This window comes from Bacillus sp. COPE52 (genome assembly GCF_003355115.1).
GTDB lineage: Bacteria > Bacillota > Bacilli > Bacillales > Bacillaceae_G > Bacillus_A > Bacillus_A toyonensis.
In genome coordinates this window covers 403,459-422,437 of sequence record NZ_CP031292.1, presented here as the reverse complement: position 1 = coordinate 422,437, position 18,979 = coordinate 403,459, and the positions used below count along the sequence as shown (strand labels likewise).

Below are 18,979 nucleotides of genomic sequence, written 5' to 3'. Positions count from 1 at the left end.
AGTGTAACATATTTTACCAATTTTTCCGCGATTGGAGAAAGGTTCATTTCATATGTGTAAATGTAATTTTTTAATTCGATATTGTAAGTTTTGTCTACTCAATCCTAAAAATTTTGCTGCTTGTGAGATATTACCATTATTCTCTTTAAGAATTTGAGTGATGTAGTTCTTTTCTATTTCTTCTATCGTGTGCTTTAAAGTTTTAGGTGTATCAGCATTGTAATTAGTTAGTGAAGGTTGCATATTGAATTCTTTTTTTATTCGTTCGCGAAAGTGAGTGGGTATATGAAACGCTGTAATGATATTTTCATCTTCTATTAAGTTCATTGAACCTTCAATTATATGTTCCAATTCTCGTACGTTTCCGGGCCAATCGTATACATAAAAGAATTCTCTTACATGTACATCTACATCCGTTACGCTGAGCCCGAATTGAATATTGTACTTTTCGATAAAGTGCTGAACAAGAGCTGGAATATCTTCTTTTCGTTCCCGTAAAGGTGGAAGACATAAAGTAACGACGCTTAATCGGTAATATAAATCTTCTCTTAACCGATTGTGTGCAATAGCTTCAAGAGGGTCTTCATTAATAGTTGCTATAATACGAACATCAATTTCTTTTTCTTGTGCACCTCCGATTCTTCGTATTGTTTTTTCTTGTATAGCCCGTAGTAACTTAGCTTGAAGCGTTGGGCTTAATGAGTTGATTTCATCTAACAACAAAGTCCCGCCATTTGCTTCTTCAAATAAACCAGATTTATCTATTGCTCCTGTAAAGGCACCTCGATTCGTACCAAATAATAAGCTTTCCATTAGGGTATCAGGTATAGCTGCACAATTTTGTGAAATAAACGGTTTTGTTGAACGCTGACTTTCATTATGTATACTTTGTGCAAATAGTTCTTTGCCAGTCCCTGTTTCTCCTACAAGAAGTATAGATGAGGATGTACGAATTACCTTCTTTCCTTCTGCAATGATTGATTGAATAGCTCCAGAATCACCAATTATGTGGTCAAAGGTGAATTTAGTATTTTGTTTTCGAGAAGGGCTCATTCTTATCGGTTGCTTTAAGTGACTAATCTCTTTTGAAATTTCAATAGCGCCTTTAATTTTTCCATTTTCTATTATAGGGAAAGTATCGTTAATCGTCGTAATTTCTTGCCCTTTATTGTTAAAATACGTTTGTTTTATATTTTTTTTTGTTTTTCCAAATTTTAATGCCTCTATAAGAGTACTATTTTTATTTTCTTCAAATGCAAATACCTCTAAGGGACTTTTATATAGCACATCTAAGCGGTCCATTGATTCAATTTCCATCATTTTGCGGTTATAGATAATCGTTTTACCTTCCTCATTAATAATATGAATCCCGATATCGAGTTCATTGAGTAAAGCTTCATATAGTGCATTCATTTCAATAATTTGTTTGAAATTAATTTCTTCTGTATGCATGTATCATCTTCTCCTCGTTTCACCCTATGAAGACTGACTTTTTATAATTTTATTAAAATTCTCATAAAATCGCAAAAATTTTTTGCTATTTTCTTTTAAAACTTTTTAAATCATAGAAAAATTTTGCGGTTATGTAGATTTTTTTGTACGAAATCTTAATTTTTATATAGATATTGAGGTTGGTACGTATCTTGCATAAATAATAATTGAAATCTTTAAATGGAAGGAGTGGGTGAATTAGAACTTTTCATAGGGTATGCGACATTTCAGTGCAAATTAATTAAGAGGAGGAATTTATTAAGTGAAGACGGTTATAGAAGGCGTGTATAGTCCTTGTTACGGGAAAGTAGAGAAATTATTTGTTACTGAAAGTTCTTACGTATATGAGTGGGAGAAATTAGCGTTAATTGAAACGATAGATAAACAGAAAGTAGAAATTAAGGTAGGCATCAGTGGTTATATCGAATCTTTAGAAGTGGTAGAAGGACAAGCTATCGCTGATCAAAAACTATTAATAACAGTAAGGGATGACCTTTTAATAACAGGTAGTGATTAATATAAGTGATATGTATTTTGCACTTTTTAATAATTAATTTTACGATGAAGAATTTTAAAAGCGCTTACAATTAATGGGTCTTAAAAAATGAAAAGGGGGGATTTATGTGATGGATCAAAGCCAAGGATTAAAAAGGGAATTGAAAAGTCGGCACATATTTATGATTGCACTCGGAGGGGTTATTGGTACGGGTCTTTTTTTAGGATCTGGTTATACAATTCATGAAGCTGGACCTGGAGGAGCGATTATAGCGTATCTTGTTGGCGGGTTTGTTATGTATTTAACGATGCTCTGTCTAGGAGAGTTAGCGGTTGCAATGCCTGATGCAGGATCTTATCAAACGTATGCAACAAAGCACATTTCGCCTGCAGCGGGTTATGTAGTCGGCTGGATGTCGTGGCTAAACTGGTCTGCTACGATAGGCATTGAATTAATTGCAGTTAGTATTTTGATGAAACGCTGGTTTCCCGATGTACCGTCATGGATTTGGTGTGTAGTGTTCGCAGTACTGCTCTTTGCTATTAATGCGTTATCTTCAAGAAGTTTTGCGGAAGTTGAATTTTGGTTTGCAAGTATTAAAGTAATTACAATCATTGCATTTATTATTTTGGGCGGGGCAGCGATGTTCGGTTTTCTAGATATGAAAGGAAATGAACCAGCACCGATGTTTTCTAGTTTTACTGATTATGGAGGGTTGTTTCCAAATGGATTATCAGCAATTTTAATTACAATGATTGCAGTTAATTTTGCTTTCCAAGGAACAGAACTAGTTGGAATTGCAGCTGGTGAGAGTGAAAATCCAGAGAAAACGATCCCAAAGGCAATTAATAATACAGTTTGGCGCATACTCGTTTTCTTTGTACTATCTATTTTTATTCTTGCAGGACTATTTCCTTGGCAGCAAGCAGGCGTGATAGAAAGTCCATTTGTAGTCGTATTTGATAAAATTGGTATTCCTTATGCGGCTGATATTATAAATTTTGTTATTATTACAGCGGTATTATCGGTTGCGAATTCAGGATTATATGCAACTTCCCGTATGCTATGGTCTATGTCTAATCAAGGAATGATTAGCCCGATTTTTGGTAAGTTATCTAAAAACGGTGTTCCTATTTATGCGTTGATTGTAAGCACGATTGTAGGATGCCTCTCATTATTATCAGGTATTTATGCGGAAGATACAGTTTATTTATGGCTTCTTTCAATTGCAGGGTTCGGAGCAATATTAGTTTGGGCATCGATTGCTTTATCTAACTTATTAGCTAGAAGGACATACGTAAAGCAGGGCGGGGATATTAAGGATTTGAAATTTAAAACACCATTGTATCCATTTGTTCCACTTCTTGCGTTAGTATTAAATTTAACAGTAATTGTTGGCATGGCTTTTATTCCTGAACAAAGAATGGCTTTATATTGTGGTATTCCATTTATGATTGTTTGTTTACTGTTTTATCGCGCTACCAGAAATAAGAGAAGTAGCGTAGAACATATTGAAAAGACAAACACAACTGAATTAGAAAGTTTACCCCGCATTAACGGGCAGTAAAACTCCACTTCAAAATTCGGCTGGAGATAAACTGCCCGTAAACGCCCGATTGGTGAAGGCTAATAATCAGTGGGGGATGAACCTCCCCACTGATTATAGTTTCACTTTATAATAGTGAGTCATTTAGAGACTGTAAAATTGTAAACAGTCTCTTTTTTTGTGAAAATAAAGCTGGAAACATACTACGTATGCAAAGGGGAATTAGCGATGAATCCAGAAATTTCGCAGTTGTTAAAACAAATAGATTCAAGGAAAGAGGAATTGCTCGAACTTACAAAAACATTAATTCGTTTTGAAACACCAGCGCCACCAGCGAGAAATACAAATGAAGCACAAGAATTTGTTGCAGATTTTCTAAGAAAACGAAATTTTAGTATTGATAAATGGGAGGTATATCCGAATGACCCGAACGTTGTTGGTGTAAAAAAAGGGACGGAAAGCGGGACATATAAAAGTCTTATTATTAATGGACATATGGATGTAGCTGAAGTGTCGATAGATGAGGCATGGGAAACAAATCCGTTTGAGCCGTTTATAAAAGACGACTGGTTAGTTGGAAGAGGCGCGGCAGATATGAAAGGTGGATTAGCTGGATCCTTATTTGCTATTCAGCTTTTAGAAGAAGCGGGAATTGAATTGCCGGGTGATCTAATATTTCAATCAGTAATTGGAGAAGAAGTAGGAGAAGCAGGAACACTTCAATGTTGTAAACGTGGTTATGATGCTGATTTTGCAGTCGTAGTGGATACGAGCAATTTACATATGCAAGGACAGGGGGGCGTAATTACTGGATGGATTACTGTGAAAAGCCCGCGAACGTTTCATGATGCAACACGTAGACAAATGATTCATGCCGGAGGACGTCTATTTGGAGCGAGTGCAATTGAAAAAATGATGAAAATTGTGCAAAGCTTACAAGAACTGGAGCGCCACTGGGCAGTCATGAAAACGTATGAAGGCTATCCATCGGGAACAACAACAATTAATCCAGCTGTTATTGAAGGTGGCCGGCATGCAGCGTTTATTGCTGATGAGTGCCGATTGTGGATAACAGTACACTTCTATCCAAACGAAACGCATGAACAAATAATAGAAGAAATAGAAGCGTATATAAGAAAAGTAGCAGCTGCTGATCCATGGTTAAGTGAAAATCCACCGCAATTTAAGTGGGGCGGAGAGTCGATGATTGTGGATCGTGGTGAAATTTTTCCTTCTTTAGAAGTAGATAGTGAACATGTAGCTGTAAAAACTCTTAGTGCGGTACATGAATCTATTTTATCTAAAAATGCAATTTTAGATATGTCTGCAACAGTAACGGATGGTGGGTGGTTTAGTGAATTTCATATCCCAGCCATTATTTATGGGCCAGGTACACTAGAAGAGGCCCATTCTGTAAATGAGAAAGTTGAAGTTGAACAGTTAATTGAATTTACAAAAGTAATAACGACGTTCATATATGAATGGTGTCATACGAAAAAATAGATTTGTATATTGAAATCGTACGGGTCTGCAACTTGTACGATTTTTTAGTGAACTATTTCAGAGTTGAACTTAAACAACAACTGAAATAGTTTTTAATCCCGTTATTCGCCGGGCAGTAAGCCCCCCATCTCAAAATTCAGGGAAAGCAAAGAAGTTAGGTGGGAGATCAACGGCCCATAAAAACCCGATTGGTGAAGGCTAATAATCAGTGGGGGATGAACAAAACCCCTACTGATTAAAGTTTTACTTTATTTTTCTATGTCTTTCGTTTTAGTTCAATTAATTTCTCTTTTGCTAATTCAACAGCAATTGCATCATCTAAATAGCCAATTGGAAAGAGATAGTCGGGTATAATGTCGGTCGATAAAATGAAATACAGTAATGCACCCCCAAGAATTGCACGTTCTTCTTTTGAAATGGTTTCATTACAAAATTGTTGATACATATCTGTTAATTGTTCAATGAAAGGGCCTGCACTATCAATCTGTTCTAACTTGCTCGAAAAACTTTCATGAATACGTTTTTCACCTTCTGTTGTTTGAGCATAGCGTTCATAAGTTTCAAGTTCTTGTTTTACGCGAGTTGTTGTGTAATCGAAGTCGAATAAGTTAGAGGATTGTAAAGTTTGCTGAATTGTATCAAGAGATGTATACATATCCGTCTTTTCTTTATTTATGTGAGGAGAATTAGGATACATTTCATCAAATAACAATTGAGGCGGAACTTGCAGACATTCTGCAAATTTTTGTAGATGTTTTTGTTTTGGTTGTTGTTTACCATTCATAATTCTTGAGATTGTTGCTGGATCAATATCTGTAAGTATTCCTAGTTGGCGCATGGATAAGGCACGTTCTTTTAAAAGCTTTTTGATTAATTTACCAAGCCGATCGTTTGGGTTTTCTTTAGGCATAGTGAAGGCACCCCTTTTTATTGTTGAAAAAATGTTGAGCATTTATTACAAGTATATGAAACAGACAGGCACAGTTGCTCAACATTTTCATAATATGCATTGAGAAGTGAGAAAAAGGGGTGACTGTTTATGAGTACGGCAGGTATATTTTCAATTCTTTTAATCGGAATTGCTTCTAATTTAGATAATGCAGGTGTTGGGATTGCATATGGCATTCGTAAAATTCGTATTTCGTGGTTTAACAATTTTATCATCGCATTTTTTGGTTTTTTATTTACTTTATTAGCTGGTTTTTTGGGGGATTGGATCGCATTATTTATTTCAGAGTTTACAGCAAACCTGATTGGAGCAATTGTTTTAGGGATAATCGGAGTGTTTATTTTATGTCAGCCTTTCTTGAGTAAAAAGGACACCATAGAATCTAAAGATGGTAGTGTACTTTTGGGGATTTTACGTGATCCAGAAAAAGCAGATTTTGATGGATCGAAAACAATTAGTTTTTCTGAGGCTCTTGTTTTAGGGGTGGCATTATCTATTAATAATATTGCAGGTGGGTTTGATGCTGGAGTAACAAATTTGAATCTGTGGCTTACGGCATGTATTTCTGGGGTGTTTAGTTTCATTTGTATTAGTGGCTTTTCATATATAGGAAAACGATTTTTAGCTGAATACTTAGGGAAATGGGCGACGATAATTGCAGGCGTATTATTAATTCTTATTGGGATAGATCAGTTGTTGTAAACATAGAAAGGCAATGTTCGAGCATTTCCTCGGAAATACTTGAATAAATTTCATATATCGACATCGGATATTTATTTCTTAATAAACATAAAAAGCACCTACAAAGGTGCTTCTTAGCGTATATCTTCAATTAATTGTTCCGATTCTTCGTGCATACTATATTCACTTAAAACTTGGATACAAAGCCATTTTAGTTCCTCAATACTATGCTCAAGTTCTTCAGGGAGTACATGATGAATATCTTCGAGTCCCATTCCGAAATGTATAAGCTCTAGTACTTGATCATCGATGTTTCGATCCATTAATAGTTCAAGTACTTCTAAATTGAATATGTATCGGTGAGCTTCGTCGAGTGAAACAACTTTTAGCTTTAAGCTTTCTACAATACTCAATATAAAAAGAACAATTGTTTTTTCAAGAACAGGTTGTTTCGCCATTTGAAATATTAGTTTCATCTTTTACACCTCCACATATAGCGCTAGGTTGTACTATACTATTCAGGAGGGGGGAGCAAATATGCATAATAAAGAGAAACTTTCAGTACTGTTTTCGTAAGGATATTGATGACCAGTAACAATGAATTTTCCGTAAAAAAATCCTGCTATATTAGCAGGATACCGCCCAATTAAAAAATGCTCCAACCTTCTTGAGCAGAAAGAAGTTCAAGAATTTTAAAACCAGCGATACTATTTCCGTTTGCATCTAAAGCTGGCCCGAAAATGCCGATACCCATCTCGCCTTTTACGCAACCGAAAATACCACCAGCTACACCGCTTTTTGCAGGGATACCAACGCGAATTGCAAATTCACCAGATTCGTTATACATACCGCATGTAACCATAAATGTTTTACAGATTTTCGTAATATGTTTAGGGATAATTTGTTTTTTCTTATATGGATCATATCCGTCCATTGCAAAAATTAAGCCAATACGTGCTAAATCAATACAGTTTACTTCAACTGCACATTGACGAGTGTATAAATCCATAAGTTCCTCAATGTCACAATCGATAATTCCATTTTGTTTCATATAGTAACAAAGTGAACGATTTAAGTAAGCCGTCTCTAATTCTGAATTGGCAACTTTAGAAGAATAATTAATAGTAGGATTATCTGTTATTTCACGTACAAAATGAAGAATGCGCTCCATTTTTTCTTCGTTATCTTGTCCCGCTAACATGCTTGTAATAGCTAATGCTCCCGCATTAATCATTGGATTAAGAGGTTTGGAAGGACTTGTCGTTTCTAACTTAATAATAGAATTGAATGGGTCACCAGTTGGTTCCATTCCAACTTTAGAAAATACATATTCTTCACCGCGATCTAAAAGGGCAAGTGCAAGTGTAATTACTTTGGAAATACTTTGAAGAGTAAATAATGTCTGTGAGTTACCAGCATGGATATATTCTGTTTCTTTATGGAAAATGGCAATCCCTAAATCGTCTGGATTTGCATTTCCTAGTTCGGGGATATAAGTAGCAAGTTTTCCTTTTTTCGTATATGGTTTTACTTGTTCTAACAACTGTTGTAAGTTGTTTGTTTCAATGCACTGCATAGTACCAACGCTCCTATTTCGAATTAACTAAGTTTACTTTTCCCGATATGCTCGGAAATAAATAATAACATGAAAAAGTGGAATGATAAAACGAAAGTTACATGTTCTATAGTGAGTCGTTCGTTCCGACTATGCTATATTGAAAAAGGAGAATTTTCCTTTTATATAACAGTTTGGAAATAGAAAACTTATCCATAAAAAGTTCGGAAATAAAAACTACACATCTATACAACTATATGTTATTATGGTTATGTAAATAGAAAGCGTTTTCTAAGGCGTACTTATAATGATAACGATTTCATAAACTTGATAGGGGGAATTAAAATGTTGCAGTTTTTACAACGTATTGGTAAAGCGCTAATGCTTCCAATTGCCGTACTACCAGCAGCAGGATTATTGCTTCGTTTAGGGCAACCAGATGTATTTGATATTCCTGTTATGGCACAGGCCGGCGCAGCGGTTTTTGATAATTTAGCACTTATTTTTGCAATTGGTATTGCAATCGGTCTTTCAGTTGATGGTAGTGGTGCAGCAGGTCTTGCAGGTGCAATTGGTTATCTGGTTATGAAAAACAGTATTGATGCACTTAGTAAGGGATATTCTACTGTAGAATTACAAGATAAATTAGGTAAAGTTCAAGATTTAATAGGTAATAGCGCAAATATAGATCCATCTAAGCTGGCAGATACAATGACACAAGTATCTAAGGCCGCCGAATTATCGACTAAAGTGGATATGAAAGTTTTAGGTGGTATTATTGTCGGCGTTATAGCAGGATTCCTTTATAATAAATTCCATAAGATTAAACTTCCAGAATGGTTAGGTTTCTTTGCTGGAAAACGTTTCGTTCCGATTGTTACATCGGTTGTGATGCTAATATTAGGAATTCTATTCGCACAAATTTGGCCAGCAATTCAAAATGGCATCGATGCATTGGCTCATGGAATTGTTAATTTAGGTGCAGTTGGTTCAGGTCTATTTGGTTTATTAAACCGTCTATTAATTCCAATTGGCTTACACCATGTAATGAACACATACTTCTGGTTCGTATTTGGTGACTTTACAAATGCAGCAGGTAACGTTGTAAATGGTGATATTGCTCGCTTCCTTGCAGGGGATAAAACAGCAGGTATGTTTATGACTGGTTTCTTCCCAGTTATGATGTTCGGTTTACCAGCAGCATGTTTCGCAATGATTGCAGCTGCTAAACCAGAAAAACGTAAAATGGTTACAGGTATGTTAGGTGGCCTAGCATTGACTTCATTCTTAACTGGTATTACAGAACCGATTGAATTCTCATTCATGTTCCTATCACCAGTATTATATGGTATTCATGCCGTGTTAACAGGTATTTCTTTATTCGTAACAACATCACTTGGCATTCACGATGGTTTCACATTTAGTGCCGGTGCAATTGATTACTTCTTAAACTTTGGTATTGCAACAAAACCAGTATTGCTAGCGGGAATCGGTTTAATTTACGCAGTAATTTACTTTGTAGTATTCTACTTCTTAATTAAGAAGTTTGACTTGAAAACTCCTGGTCGTGAAGATGACGATGAGTTAGTTGAAGAGGGTGATGCACCAGTTGCAGGTTCAATTGGTGAAACTTACGTAGCAGCTTTAGGTGGAAAAGACAACTTAACAGTTATTGATAACTGTGCAACACGTCTACGCTTACAAGTGAAAGATGCTAGTCAAGTAAACGAAGCTGCATTAAAACGTGCGGGTGCGAAAGGTGTTATGAAATTAAGTAACACAAGTGTACAAGTTATCGTAGGTACAAATGTTGAATCTGTTGCCGATGATATGAAAAAACACGTATAAATAATTAAATAAGAGGATATCCAAAAAAACTGATAATATCAGTTTTTAGAGGATATCCTCTTTTTTTATGTTAAAAATTTAACGGGAATCTTACTTTTGTAAATTTTCTTTTTCTTTTTTGTACATATAGGTTGGTTATATGTACAGTGCGTGATAAAGTAGTGATGTTATAGAATAGATTATCCAAAATATAGGTGAAAATTAAAAGTAAATTATCGGTAAATAAGGGGAAAAAGGCAATCATGGATCAGGAAAAAAATAATGCGAATGGGAAAGCACGTCGGCCGATTGTATACATAAAAAGAACAATCATTCTCGTCTTACTATTATCACTTGTATATTTCATGTATACAAAAATTGTTGCGCATAATAAGAAAGAGGAAACTTTAAAAGCGGCAGCAGAAATGAAAAAACAAGAAGAGCTAAAAAAGAAAGAAGAAGAAAAAAAGAAGCAAGAAGCACAAAAACAAAAAGAGCAGGAAGAACAAGTGAAGCAAGCGCAAGCTGTGGAGAAGCCTGCTGAGGGACCACCTCAAGAAATTAATGAAAATGCTCAATTGGATCAATATTTACAGAGCATGGGATTTAGTGGAACAGCTGTTATTGTGAAGAATGGGAAAGTTCTTGTGAATAAAGGATACGGCATGGCTAATAAAGAGAATCAAGTGCCGAATAATTCAGAGACGACCTTTTATATTGGTTCTATTTCAAAAGCGTTTGTAGCGACTGCTATTATGCAATTAAAAGATCAAAATAAGTTACAAGTAGAGGATACAGTTACAAAGTATATTCCAGACTTTCCTCAAGGTAATAGCATACAGTTAAAACATCTATTAACACATACATCAGGAATTCCAGAGTATGAGCAGGGGACAGAGGATATTTCTCATGAAGAATTGATCAAACGAATAGGAAAGCAAAAGCGTATTGGGAGTCCGGGAGAGAAATGGAAGTATTCTGATTCAAACTATTCTATACTTGCTTACATTGCTGAGAAGGTAAGTGGACAGTCGCTCGAAGAATATATAAAACAGCATATTTTTGCGACCGCGGGTATGAAACATTCTGGTTTTGGTACAGCGTTGGAACAAACAAGATTCCCATCAACGGGTTATAAAATAGTGAATAACAATATGACAACACCTAATATTCCGAGCATGTCACAACTATATGGTTGTGGTGATATATATACGAGCGCACATGATTTATATTTATTTAATGAAGCACTCTTCTCTGGAAAATTAATTTCAAAAGAGAGTTATAATCAAATGTTTACTGCTGTGAAAAAAGATTACGGATTTGGCTGGTATGTTGATCCAGGAAGCTATTCAAATCATGGTGTAATGCCAGGTTGGAATTGTTTAAATGGTTTTAGTAAAAATGGTAGTGTATATGTTGTTTTATTATCTAACATTCAAAATAACATTAAATCATTTGGTAAAGTGAATAACGATATTTATACGATGTTACGAAATATTGAAGTGTAAAAGACTGTCTTTTTTGGATAGTCTTTTTTTATTGAGGAAGTGTATGTGCAATGGGATAATGAAATAAAGTGAAACTTTAATCAGTGGGGGTTTTCTTCATCCCCCACTGATTATTAGCCTTCACCAATCGGGCTTTTACGGGCAGTCGATCACCCACCTAACTTCTTTGCTTTCGCCGAATTTTGAAGTGTGGGTCTTATTGCCCGGCAAATAGCGGGATAAATGGAAAAGGGGACGGGATATGAGTATACATAAGCATCACGCACGTAATGCGAAACGTATTTTTTTTGTATCTGTCATTGTATGGATTATCGTTGCAATTGGATTAGTGATGGAATATAAAAAAGGGATGCTATTCACTTCAGAGAAAGACAATCTGCAATTAATAGGTATTGTACTACCAGTATTTGGATTATTAATATATAGCTTTATAGAAAAACGAAGATCAAAAATACTTAAACAGGAAAATTATAATATAGAGACTTCTGAATTACTTGAGCAACAAAAATTTGTTGTTCGGAAAGAGGTAGGGATATTTCAAGTAATAACGTACTTTGGATTAGAAGGAAATACAGTAGGTTTTTTAAAAGAAGAGTATGATTTTGTTATTCAAAGTGTATGGCAAGCTGTACTCTCTTTTCTTTTTAAGGGACTACATAAGCAACAATTTTATTTATATAATCACTCAGGAGAAAGATTGTTGCGTGTTCAAAAGAATATGGGAGTACGCAACTTCTATATTTTTTCGAATATGGATGGAAAGAAAATTGGGGAGTTGAAACAAGTACTAAGTTTAACAAAATGGGAATGGATCTTTTTAGGGGTGGATGGTAAAGAATTTGGTAAAGTGACTGGGGACCTTTCAGCAACAATGCAGAAAATAGACTGGCGAGATGGCACGCATATTGATGTGAAAGAAGATGGTATTCCGTTAGAAGCTGTTAAGTATTTTTCGGCAAGCGGTGGTTCTCTTGTTACAGCTTCTATCAGTGAACAGGCAGAATTACCACGAGCGGTTTATTACAGTACAGCTGCCATTGTTACAATTAAAAATTAAAATACTTATAAAGATAGATGGGATACCGTCTATCTTTTTTATTTAGTTAAAAATTCTTGTTTCTTTGAAAAATGTATGTCTTACCTATCACATAAAAAGCCTGCTTTGTATACATTAAGATGTATGAATGTATTTTTTATATTTTAAAAATAAATAGGAGGAGAAGTGTATGTGTCTGTTCAGAAAATATTGGCATAAATTATCCCGACTGTTTAATAGACAATTAGGTTATTTTTTAGATGACAAGTTACTGCCTGCTGTGGAACGACTTTTATTTTCGCAAAATTTTGCGAGATTTATTCAAAGAAATTCTAAGCAAGCTACAGAAGAATTTATTAAATCAAGTCAATTTCAATCGATTATTTGTAACATTTTAAAAGAATGTAATACATCACCGTTTAAAGAAATTGCAAAGCAATATTTAGATAAAAACGTCGAAATTACTGTGACGGTTGGGCAGTTAACAGGTGTTATTGTAGCAGTTGGCGACGATTTCTTAATACTGCAAGAAGGAATAGGAACTGAAGTTTTATTACCATTTACAAGTATTATATCAATTAAAGAAGTGTAAGAAAGGAGAGTTATATATGTTATTTACTGATGAACTGCGTAACCATGTTGGTGAGTTAGTGCAAGTTGTGACAGCTGTAGAAATTGTTGCAGGCATTCTTTTATCTGTGACAGACGGGGCAGTAAGTGTTCGTACTTCTCCTTCCTATGGACCACCGGAAGATGTAATTGTGCGTACTCCTATTATTGCCTATGTTCGCTTGGAAGGGTAAGCGTGATACAAGTATGAGAGTATCAGTTGTTATTCCGGCGCATAATGAAGCAAGTACGTTATCTCAAGTTTTAGTAGAAGTGGAGAAGCTGAAGCCGTATGAAATTATCGTAGTAGATAATGGATCGACAGATGGGACGAAAGAAATAGCAATACAACATCATTGTCATGTGATTTATTATAAACATTCTCTTGGCAATGATGTGGGACGGGCAATTGGAGCAAGAGAAGCAAAAGGTGAAATTGTCTTGTTTTTAGATGGTGACATCGTTATTGAGAGTAAAGAGTTACAAAGTTTCGTGAAAGGGATTCGGCAGGGGCACCAAATTGTTGTGAATAATTTAACATGGTCGGTTTATTTAAAGATGAGACCACATTATACGACAGTTGGAAAATTCATGTTGAATCGCTATTTGAATAAAAAGGAGCTTGTTGTTGGATCTTTAATCGCAATTCCACATGCGATGAGTAGGGAAGTTATTGAGAAACTTGGGTGGTGGAATTTAGCAGATCCAGCATTATTTCAAGCGATGGCGATGTCTAGAGGAGTAGATATTGTCGATATGGCTTCGGTCGATGTAATTCATACAAATAAGGTTCGTCCTGTGCATACGGGAACATCACCTGGTTCTCCTTATCCGAAAGCGACTAGTCGTATTATGGGTGATCATTTACGTGCTTTGCAATATGTAATTGAAATATATGGTAAACGCGGTGGTTTTTCGGAGGGAAACAGAGATAGAGAGTTTATAGGGAAATATAAACCAGCTGTATTAAAGAAGGAAAAAGCGAAATATAGTGCGATTATACCAGTGTCAGAAGAAAAGATGACTATAAAATCTGTTATACAAGAAGTGAAAAAAGCAGGAGTAGATGAAATTATTGTTGTTGCGAATGGAGCGGATATCGAGACTATTAAACAGGCACAGCTAGAGAATGTTATTGTTGTTGAATTCGGGGAGGCGCTTGGACATAATGTAGCGCGAGCGATAGGAGCCATCCATGCTACAGCTGATATTTGTTTATTTGTTGATGGTGATTTTGCTATTCCGTCAAAAAAACTAACTCCCTTTTTGCATGCTATTGAAGATGGGAGTGATATGGCATTAAATGATTTGCAATGTTTATTAGATATGTTTCATCCCGCGGATCCAATTAGTATGGGAAAATACTTTGTAAATTTAGTAGCGAAACGACCAGATTTATGGAATAACTCACTAACGGCAGTGCCACATGCTATGCATAAGAAGGTAATAGATAAAATTGGATATGACTCTCTCATTATCCCGCCATTAGCTCAAATGAAAGCTATTTTGGAGGGATTCTCTATTACAGCAGTACAATTTGTAGATGTTATAAAAACAAATCGAGTACGCCCAGAGCAACATGGATTTGTTAATGGACGTATTCCAGCATTTGACCGTATTTTCGGTGATCAACTTGAGGCGATTGCTTATCTATTACAATATACAGACGAACGCGGGAGTTTTACAGATGGAGAACGGGATAGAGATATTATTCAACAATTGAGAAAGGAAGAAAAGAATACAGATGAATGCTAGTAGTAAAGTAGCTATTATTGGATTAGGGTATGTTGGTCTTCCTTTAGCGGTCCATTTCGCAGAAAGAGGATATACAGTACTTGGACTAGATAAAGATACTAGGAAAATAGAATCGATTATAAAAGGAGAAAGTTATATTCCAGATGTTTCTTCTAAAGAGTTACAGAGTTTATTAACTAAAAAAAGCTTACTAGTAAATACACCAGATAAAGGTGTTACTGAGTTCCAAAAGAGTGATTATGTTATTGTTACTGTCCCGACTCCAATTAATGAGCAAAGAGAACCGGATTTAAGTGCTCTCATTTCAGCTTCGCATTATATACAACAAAACCTTCAAAAAGGACAAACCTTCATTTTTGAAAGCTCCACATATCCAGGTACACTTGAGGAAGTTATCATTCCTATTATTTCTCGAACTGGTAAAAAGGTAGGAGTGGATTATTATATTGGTTATTCACCGGAGAGAATTGATCCGGCAAATAGTCACTATTCAGTTCAATCGATTCCAAAGGTTATTAGTGGACAAACAGAACAATGTAAACAAAAGGTACAGGATTTGTATAGCACTATCTTCGATGTAGTTGTTCCTGTTAGTTCTCCAAAAGTAGCGGAGATGTGTAAGCTATTTGAAAATATTCAGCGCTTAGTTAACATTTCGTTAGTAAATGAGTTAAATATGCTATGTGAAAGTTTGAATATTAATTTTTATGAGGCGCTTGAAGCTGCATCTACAAAACCGTTTGGATTTACTCCGTATTGGCCAGGACCAGGAATAGGAGGACATTGTATTCCTGTAGATCCTTTATATTTTCAATGGAGAATAAAGAAAAATGGGGCTATTAGTCAATTAATTGAGGCGGCACATGTAATTAATGAAGAAATGCCAGAGAAAATAGTCGGAAAGGTAAAAGGCATGGTGCAATCACCCGCAACGGTTTTAATTGTAGGGATTGCGTATAAGAAAGATGTAAATGATTTGAGAGAATCACCAGCATTGCCAATTATTCAATTACTAATAAAAGAAGGATACGAGATAGAATACCATGATCCATATATTTCTTCTGCGGAAATTGGAGATAGGGTGTATCAATCTGTTTCCTTGGATGAACAAAAGGTTAAACAAGCAGATTGTATATTAATTTTAACTGATCACTCTAATATCGATTGGGAGCTTTTTAAAAGAATAAAGCGAGTAATCGATACACGTGGAATTATAAAGAAGGTGAGTGCATGAGTAAGAAATGTTTAATTACAGGTGGAGCAGGATTTATTGGATCACATCTAGCTGAAGAATTGGTGAAAAGAGGTTATGGAGTCACAATTGTGGATAACTTCTATAAAGGGAAAAATAAATATCATAATGAGTTAATGAAAGAGATTCCAGTTATTCCAATCAGTGTTTTAGACAAAAAGGCAATCGATGAATTAGTAAATCAACACGATGTAGTATTCCATTTGGCAGCAATATTAGGTGTTAAAACGACAATGGAAAAAAGTATAGAACTCATTGAAACAAATTTTGATGGAACGAGAAACATTTTACAAGCAGCATTAAAAGGCAAGAAAAAAGTAGTCTTTGCGTCTACTTCAGAAGTATATGGTAAGGGCAAGCCACCTTTCTCTGAAGAAGGAGATCGATTATACGGGGCAACTTCTAAAATACGCTGGAGTTATGCAGTTTGTAAAACGTTAGAAGAGACATTATGTTTAGGATACGCATTAGAAGGTTTACCGGTAACGATTGTTCGTTATTTTAATATTTATGGTCCAAGAGCGAAAGATGGTCCGTATGCAGGGGTAATCCCACGATTTATCCGTGCGGCTTTGCAAGGTGAAGACATTCTCGTATATGGCGATGGAAAGCAGACACGTTGCTTTACGTACGTAAGTGATGCAGTAGAGGCAACGATTCGAGCAATGGATGAGAATGTAAATGGTGAGATTATTAATATAGGTTCTGAGAATGAAAAAAATATTAAAGAAGTAGCAGAAGTAATCAAAAAACTAACAAATTCTTCTTCAAAAATTGTACAAGTTCCTTTTGAAAAAGTATATCCACATGGTTTTGAGGAAATTCCAAATAGAAGACCAGACGTAACAAAATTAAGAGAACTTGTTCAATTTCAAGCGACAATAACGTGGGAACAAGGATTGAAAGAAACTATTAAATGGTTTCGTGAAGAAAACAATGGCTAAGTCATTATCGGTTATTATTCCCGTATGTAATGAAGTGGATACGATTTCAGACGTGATTCAATCGGTAAAGCCATTCAATCCAGTAGAGATTATTGTAGTAGCTAATGGTTGTAATGATGGTACAGAAGGGGTTGCTGAGAGTTTAGGATGTAGAGTAATTCAGAATAAAGAGTCACTTGGTAACGACGTTGGCCGCGCAGTTGGTGCAAAACATGCGATAGGTGATGTATTACTGTTTATAGATGGAGATTTCGCTATTCAAACTTCAAAATTGCAATTATTTCTTAATCCGATTTTACATGATCAGGCTGACATCGTTTTAAATAATTTGGATGCATTATTTTTAAAAAAACAAAAACCACATTCCGTTACAGTATGGCGCCAAATATTAAATGCAATGTTAGAGCGCGAAGAATTAAAAATTGATTCTTTATTATCTGTACCTCATGCGTTGACGAAAGAAGTCGTTCAAAGTATTGGATATGAATGTTTTGTTAATCCTATTGTAGCTCATTTACGCTTAGCACAAAGTAAATGGAAAATTAGTCGTCATTGTGCAATTGACGTTATTACGCCGAATAAATTTCGGCCACTCGAGCATGCAGCATATGGCACGGATCTTGCACAAGCTGAAAAACGAATGATAGGTGACCATATAGAAGCTGTAGCGGAGCGGATAATAGGCAGCGATGAGCGTGGAGGATATTATGATGGAAATCGGAAAAGAGAGAGTGTCTATCATACTTTAAATTTTGAAGATTTTTATCAAGGATGGGGCGTTACATCTAATTTGTATAAAGGAAAGCAATTATCGGTAATTATTCCTGTACAAGATGAAGAGAAAACAATTGGAAACGTTATAGAGGAGCTTCGTAAAATTGAACCTTTTGAAATCATCGTTGTTGTAAATGGTTCGTCAGATAAAACGGCAACAATTGCAAAAGAAAAAGGAGCAACAACAATTATATATAAAGAAGCACTCGGAAACGATGTGGGGCGTTCGCTTGGAACTTATTTTGCAAAAGGAGAGATTGTGTTATTTATAGACGGTGATTTTGTTATTCCAGCTAGTGAGCTATATCCTTTTGCAAAAGCTATTGCAGATGGGCAAGATGTCGCATTAAATGATCTAAATCATTATTTAGATTTAAGAGTACCACTTCATCTCGTAACTGCATTTAAATATGCGTTAAATTTAGCTTGTGATAGAAAAGATTTAGGAGTAGGCTCTCTTATTGCCGTACCTAATGCATTTAGTAAGACGTGTTTGAAAGCAATAGGATATGGATCTTTACTGTCACCTTGTGTAGCGCAAGTGAAAGCTGTTCTTTCAGGATTCGAAATTGCATGTGTCAGTCGTGTTGAGGTCGATAAAATGAACCGTATTCGTCCCAGTGAACATTTTGCAAAAATAGGACATCCTCCAGCTGTACTTCGAATTATTGGTGATCATATCGAAGGATTAGAGCAATTAATTGCATTAAAGGGCAGTCGGGGTGGATTCTATGATGGAAATAGAAAAAGAGATGTTTTATAGGTAACAAAAAAAGTGTACAACATATGTACACTTTTTTGTTCCGTTATAAAAACTATAACAGATTAGGAGATAAGAGTATTACAGCTCTACAATGGGTATTGTTCTTATATTACAAAATAGGACTCGTATATAAGGATACCAAAAAAATACAATTAAAGAAAGGGTTAATTATAAAGACTTTTGAGTGAAGTTAACACTATGCATACAGTAGTTTGCTCAACATTTCACAAACATGTCACAACTATTTCGTTCACTTTCGCAAAAAAGTAGTATTCTAAGTGTGTAAGCTG

At 35.3% G+C, this 18,979-nt stretch carries 17 protein-coding genes and 1 pseudogene; 14 read left to right on the top strand and 4 right to left on the bottom strand.

Annotated elements, in window-relative coordinates; translation table 11 throughout:
- Nucleotides 1–48: 48 nt before the first annotated feature.
- Nucleotides 49–1,452, bottom strand: a complete 1,404-nt coding sequence (locus tag DPQ31_RS02210; RefSeq protein ID WP_199632325.1) for a sigma-54 interaction domain-containing protein — start codon at nt 1,450–1,452, stop codon at nt 49–51.
- A 301-nt stretch (nt 1,453–1,753) separates the two neighbouring features.
- Between DPQ31_RS02210 and DPQ31_RS02205 the strand changes: the two genes are divergently transcribed.
- The 3 genes from DPQ31_RS02205 to DPQ31_RS02195 all read left to right on the top strand — a co-directional run bounded on the left by DPQ31_RS02205 (nt 1,754) and on the right by DPQ31_RS02195 (nt 5,036).
- On the top strand, nt 1,754–2,008 hold the full coding sequence (locus tag DPQ31_RS02205; RefSeq protein WP_000859494.1) for a biotin/lipoyl attachment domain-containing protein: 255 nt from the start codon (nt 1,754–1,756) through the stop codon (nt 2,006–2,008).
- 106 nt (nt 2,009–2,114) lie between these two features.
- Nucleotides 2,115–3,554 (top strand): amino acid permease, encoded by a 1,440-nt coding sequence (locus DPQ31_RS02200; RefSeq protein WP_000969264.1) that lies wholly within the window; start codon nt 2,115–2,117, stop codon nt 3,552–3,554.
- Between the two features lie 159 nt (nt 3,555–3,713).
- Nucleotides 3,714–5,036, top strand: a complete 1,323-nt coding sequence (locus tag DPQ31_RS02195) for an acetylornithine deacetylase (protein ID WP_106081024.1) — start codon at nt 3,714–3,716, stop codon at nt 5,034–5,036.
- 256 nt (nt 5,037–5,292) lie between these two features.
- Here DPQ31_RS02195 and DPQ31_RS02190 read toward each other — a convergent pair whose 3' ends face one another.
- A complete protein-coding gene (locus DPQ31_RS02190) occupies nt 5,293–5,946 on the bottom strand; it encodes a DUF1232 domain-containing protein (protein WP_001123710.1) in 654 nt (217 codons plus the stop codon).
- Nucleotides 5,947–6,075: 129 nt separating this feature from the next.
- Between DPQ31_RS02190 and ytaF the strand changes: the two genes are divergently transcribed.
- Nucleotides 6,076–6,687, top strand: a complete 612-nt coding sequence (gene ytaF, locus DPQ31_RS02185; protein ID WP_199632326.1) for a sporulation membrane protein YtaF — start codon at nt 6,076–6,078, stop codon at nt 6,685–6,687.
- 113 nt (nt 6,688–6,800) lie between these two features.
- Here the strand turns inward: ytaF and DPQ31_RS02180 are convergent, their stop codons facing one another.
- Both DPQ31_RS02180 and glsA read right to left on the bottom strand, forming a co-directional pair.
- Nucleotides 6,801–7,142 carry a DUF3969 family protein gene (locus tag DPQ31_RS02180; RefSeq protein WP_000766598.1) on the bottom strand — a complete coding sequence of 114 codons (342 nt, stop codon included), beginning with the start codon at nt 7,140–7,142 and terminating at the stop codon, nt 6,801–6,803.
- Nucleotides 7,143–7,312: 170 nt separating this feature from the next.
- A complete protein-coding gene (gene glsA, locus DPQ31_RS02175) occupies nt 7,313–8,242 on the bottom strand; it encodes a glutaminase A (protein WP_001149858.1) in 930 nt (309 codons plus the stop codon).
- 324 nt (nt 8,243–8,566) lie between these two features.
- Between glsA and nagE the strand changes: the two genes are divergently transcribed.
- The 10 genes and pseudogenes from nagE to DPQ31_RS29170 all read left to right on the top strand — a co-directional run bounded on the left by nagE (nt 8,567) and on the right by DPQ31_RS29170 (nt 18,877).
- Entirely contained in the window at nt 8,567–10,069 is a 1,503-nt protein-coding gene (gene nagE, locus DPQ31_RS02170) for an N-acetylglucosamine-specific PTS transporter subunit IIBC (RefSeq protein WP_000938904.1), read from the top strand.
- A gap of 242 nt (nt 10,070–10,311) precedes the next feature.
- Nucleotides 10,312–11,556 (top strand): serine hydrolase domain-containing protein, encoded by a 1,245-nt coding sequence (locus DPQ31_RS02165; RefSeq protein WP_097954439.1) that lies wholly within the window; start codon nt 10,312–10,314, stop codon nt 11,554–11,556.
- Nucleotides 11,557–11,797: 241 nt separating this feature from the next.
- Entirely contained in the window at nt 11,798–12,613 is an 816-nt protein-coding gene (locus DPQ31_RS02160; RefSeq protein ID WP_097957049.1) for a sugar ABC transporter ATP-binding protein, read from the top strand.
- 169 nt (nt 12,614–12,782) lie between these two features.
- Nucleotides 12,783–13,184: a DUF2642 domain-containing protein gene (locus DPQ31_RS02155; protein ID WP_208731498.1), complete on the top strand. Its 402-nt coding sequence runs from the start codon at nt 12,783–12,785 to the stop codon at nt 13,182–13,184.
- A 16-nt stretch (nt 13,185–13,200) separates the two neighbouring features.
- The gene (locus DPQ31_RS02150; protein ID WP_000899471.1) at nt 13,201–13,395 is read left to right on the top strand and encodes a hypothetical protein; all 195 of its coding nucleotides are present in this window, start codon (nt 13,201–13,203) and stop codon (nt 13,393–13,395) included.
- Nucleotides 13,396–13,408: 13 nt separating this feature from the next.
- Nucleotides 13,409–14,956, top strand: a complete 1,548-nt coding sequence (locus tag DPQ31_RS02145; RefSeq protein ID WP_261797497.1) for a glycosyltransferase family 2 protein — start codon at nt 13,409–13,411, stop codon at nt 14,954–14,956.
- Complete coding sequence (locus DPQ31_RS02140; protein WP_097957047.1) at nt 14,946–16,190, top strand: nucleotide sugar dehydrogenase; 1,245 nt, start codon at nt 14,946–14,948, stop codon at nt 16,188–16,190. The genes DPQ31_RS02145 and DPQ31_RS02140 overlap by 11 nt, the downstream gene beginning before the upstream one ends.
- A complete protein-coding gene (locus DPQ31_RS02135) occupies nt 16,187–17,152 on the top strand; it encodes a UDP-N-acetyl-alpha-D-glucosaminuronate decarboxylase (protein WP_000037046.1) in 966 nt (321 codons plus the stop codon). Before DPQ31_RS02140 ends, DPQ31_RS02135 begins: the two co-directional genes overlap by 4 nt.
- Complete coding sequence (locus DPQ31_RS02130) at nt 17,145–18,689, top strand: glycosyltransferase family 2 protein (RefSeq protein ID WP_106081026.1); 1,545 nt, start codon at nt 17,145–17,147, stop codon at nt 18,687–18,689. The genes DPQ31_RS02135 and DPQ31_RS02130 overlap by 8 nt, the downstream gene beginning before the upstream one ends.
- A pseudogene (locus DPQ31_RS29170) lies at nt 18,658–18,877 on the top strand (hypothetical protein). The gene DPQ31_RS02130 and the pseudogene DPQ31_RS29170 overlap by 32 nt, the downstream one beginning before the upstream one ends.
- Nucleotides 18,878–18,979 lie beyond the last annotated feature (102 nt).

What these genes read in the sequence shown, in the direction of transcription:
- DPQ31_RS02150 (WP_000899471.1), top strand. Translation starts at nt 13,201, where the DNA reads ATGTTATTTACTGATGAACTGCGTAACCATGTTGGTGAGTTAGTGCAA.
- ytaF (WP_199632326.1), top strand. Translation starts at nt 6,076, where the DNA reads ATGAGTACGGCAGGTATATTTTCAATTCTTTTAATCGGAATTGCTTCT.
- DPQ31_RS02145 (WP_261797497.1), top strand. Translation starts at nt 13,409, where the DNA reads ATGAGAGTATCAGTTGTTATTCCGGCGCATAATGAAGCAAGTACGTTA.
- DPQ31_RS02155 (WP_208731498.1), top strand. Translation starts at nt 12,783, where the DNA reads ATGTGTCTGTTCAGAAAATATTGGCATAAATTATCCCGACTGTTTAAT.
- DPQ31_RS02135 (WP_000037046.1), top strand. Translation starts at nt 16,187, where the DNA reads ATGAGTAAGAAATGTTTAATTACAGGTGGAGCAGGATTTATTGGATCA.
- DPQ31_RS02130 (WP_106081026.1), top strand. Translation starts at nt 17,145, where the DNA reads ATGGCTAAGTCATTATCGGTTATTATTCCCGTATGTAATGAAGTGGAT.
- DPQ31_RS02160 (WP_097957049.1), top strand. Translation starts at nt 11,798, where the DNA reads ATGAGTATACATAAGCATCACGCACGTAATGCGAAACGTATTTTTTTT.
- DPQ31_RS02190 (WP_001123710.1), bottom strand. Translation starts at nt 5,946, where the DNA reads ATGCCTAAAGAAAACCCAAACGATCGGCTTGGTAAATTAATCAAAAAG.
- DPQ31_RS02180 (WP_000766598.1), bottom strand. Translation starts at nt 7,142, where the DNA reads ATGAAACTAATATTTCAAATGGCGAAACAACCTGTTCTTGAAAAAACA.
- glsA (WP_001149858.1), bottom strand. Translation starts at nt 8,242, where the DNA reads ATGCAGTGCATTGAAACAAACAACTTACAACAGTTGTTAGAACAAGTA.
- DPQ31_RS02140 (WP_097957047.1), top strand. Translation starts at nt 14,946, where the DNA reads ATGAATGCTAGTAGTAAAGTAGCTATTATTGGATTAGGGTATGTTGGT.
- nagE (WP_000938904.1), top strand. Translation starts at nt 8,567, where the DNA reads ATGTTGCAGTTTTTACAACGTATTGGTAAAGCGCTAATGCTTCCAATT.
- DPQ31_RS02210 (WP_199632325.1), bottom strand. Translation starts at nt 1,452, where the DNA reads ATGCATACAGAAGAAATTAATTTCAAACAAATTATTGAAATGAATGCA.
- DPQ31_RS02165 (WP_097954439.1), top strand. Translation starts at nt 10,312, where the DNA reads ATGGATCAGGAAAAAAATAATGCGAATGGGAAAGCACGTCGGCCGATT.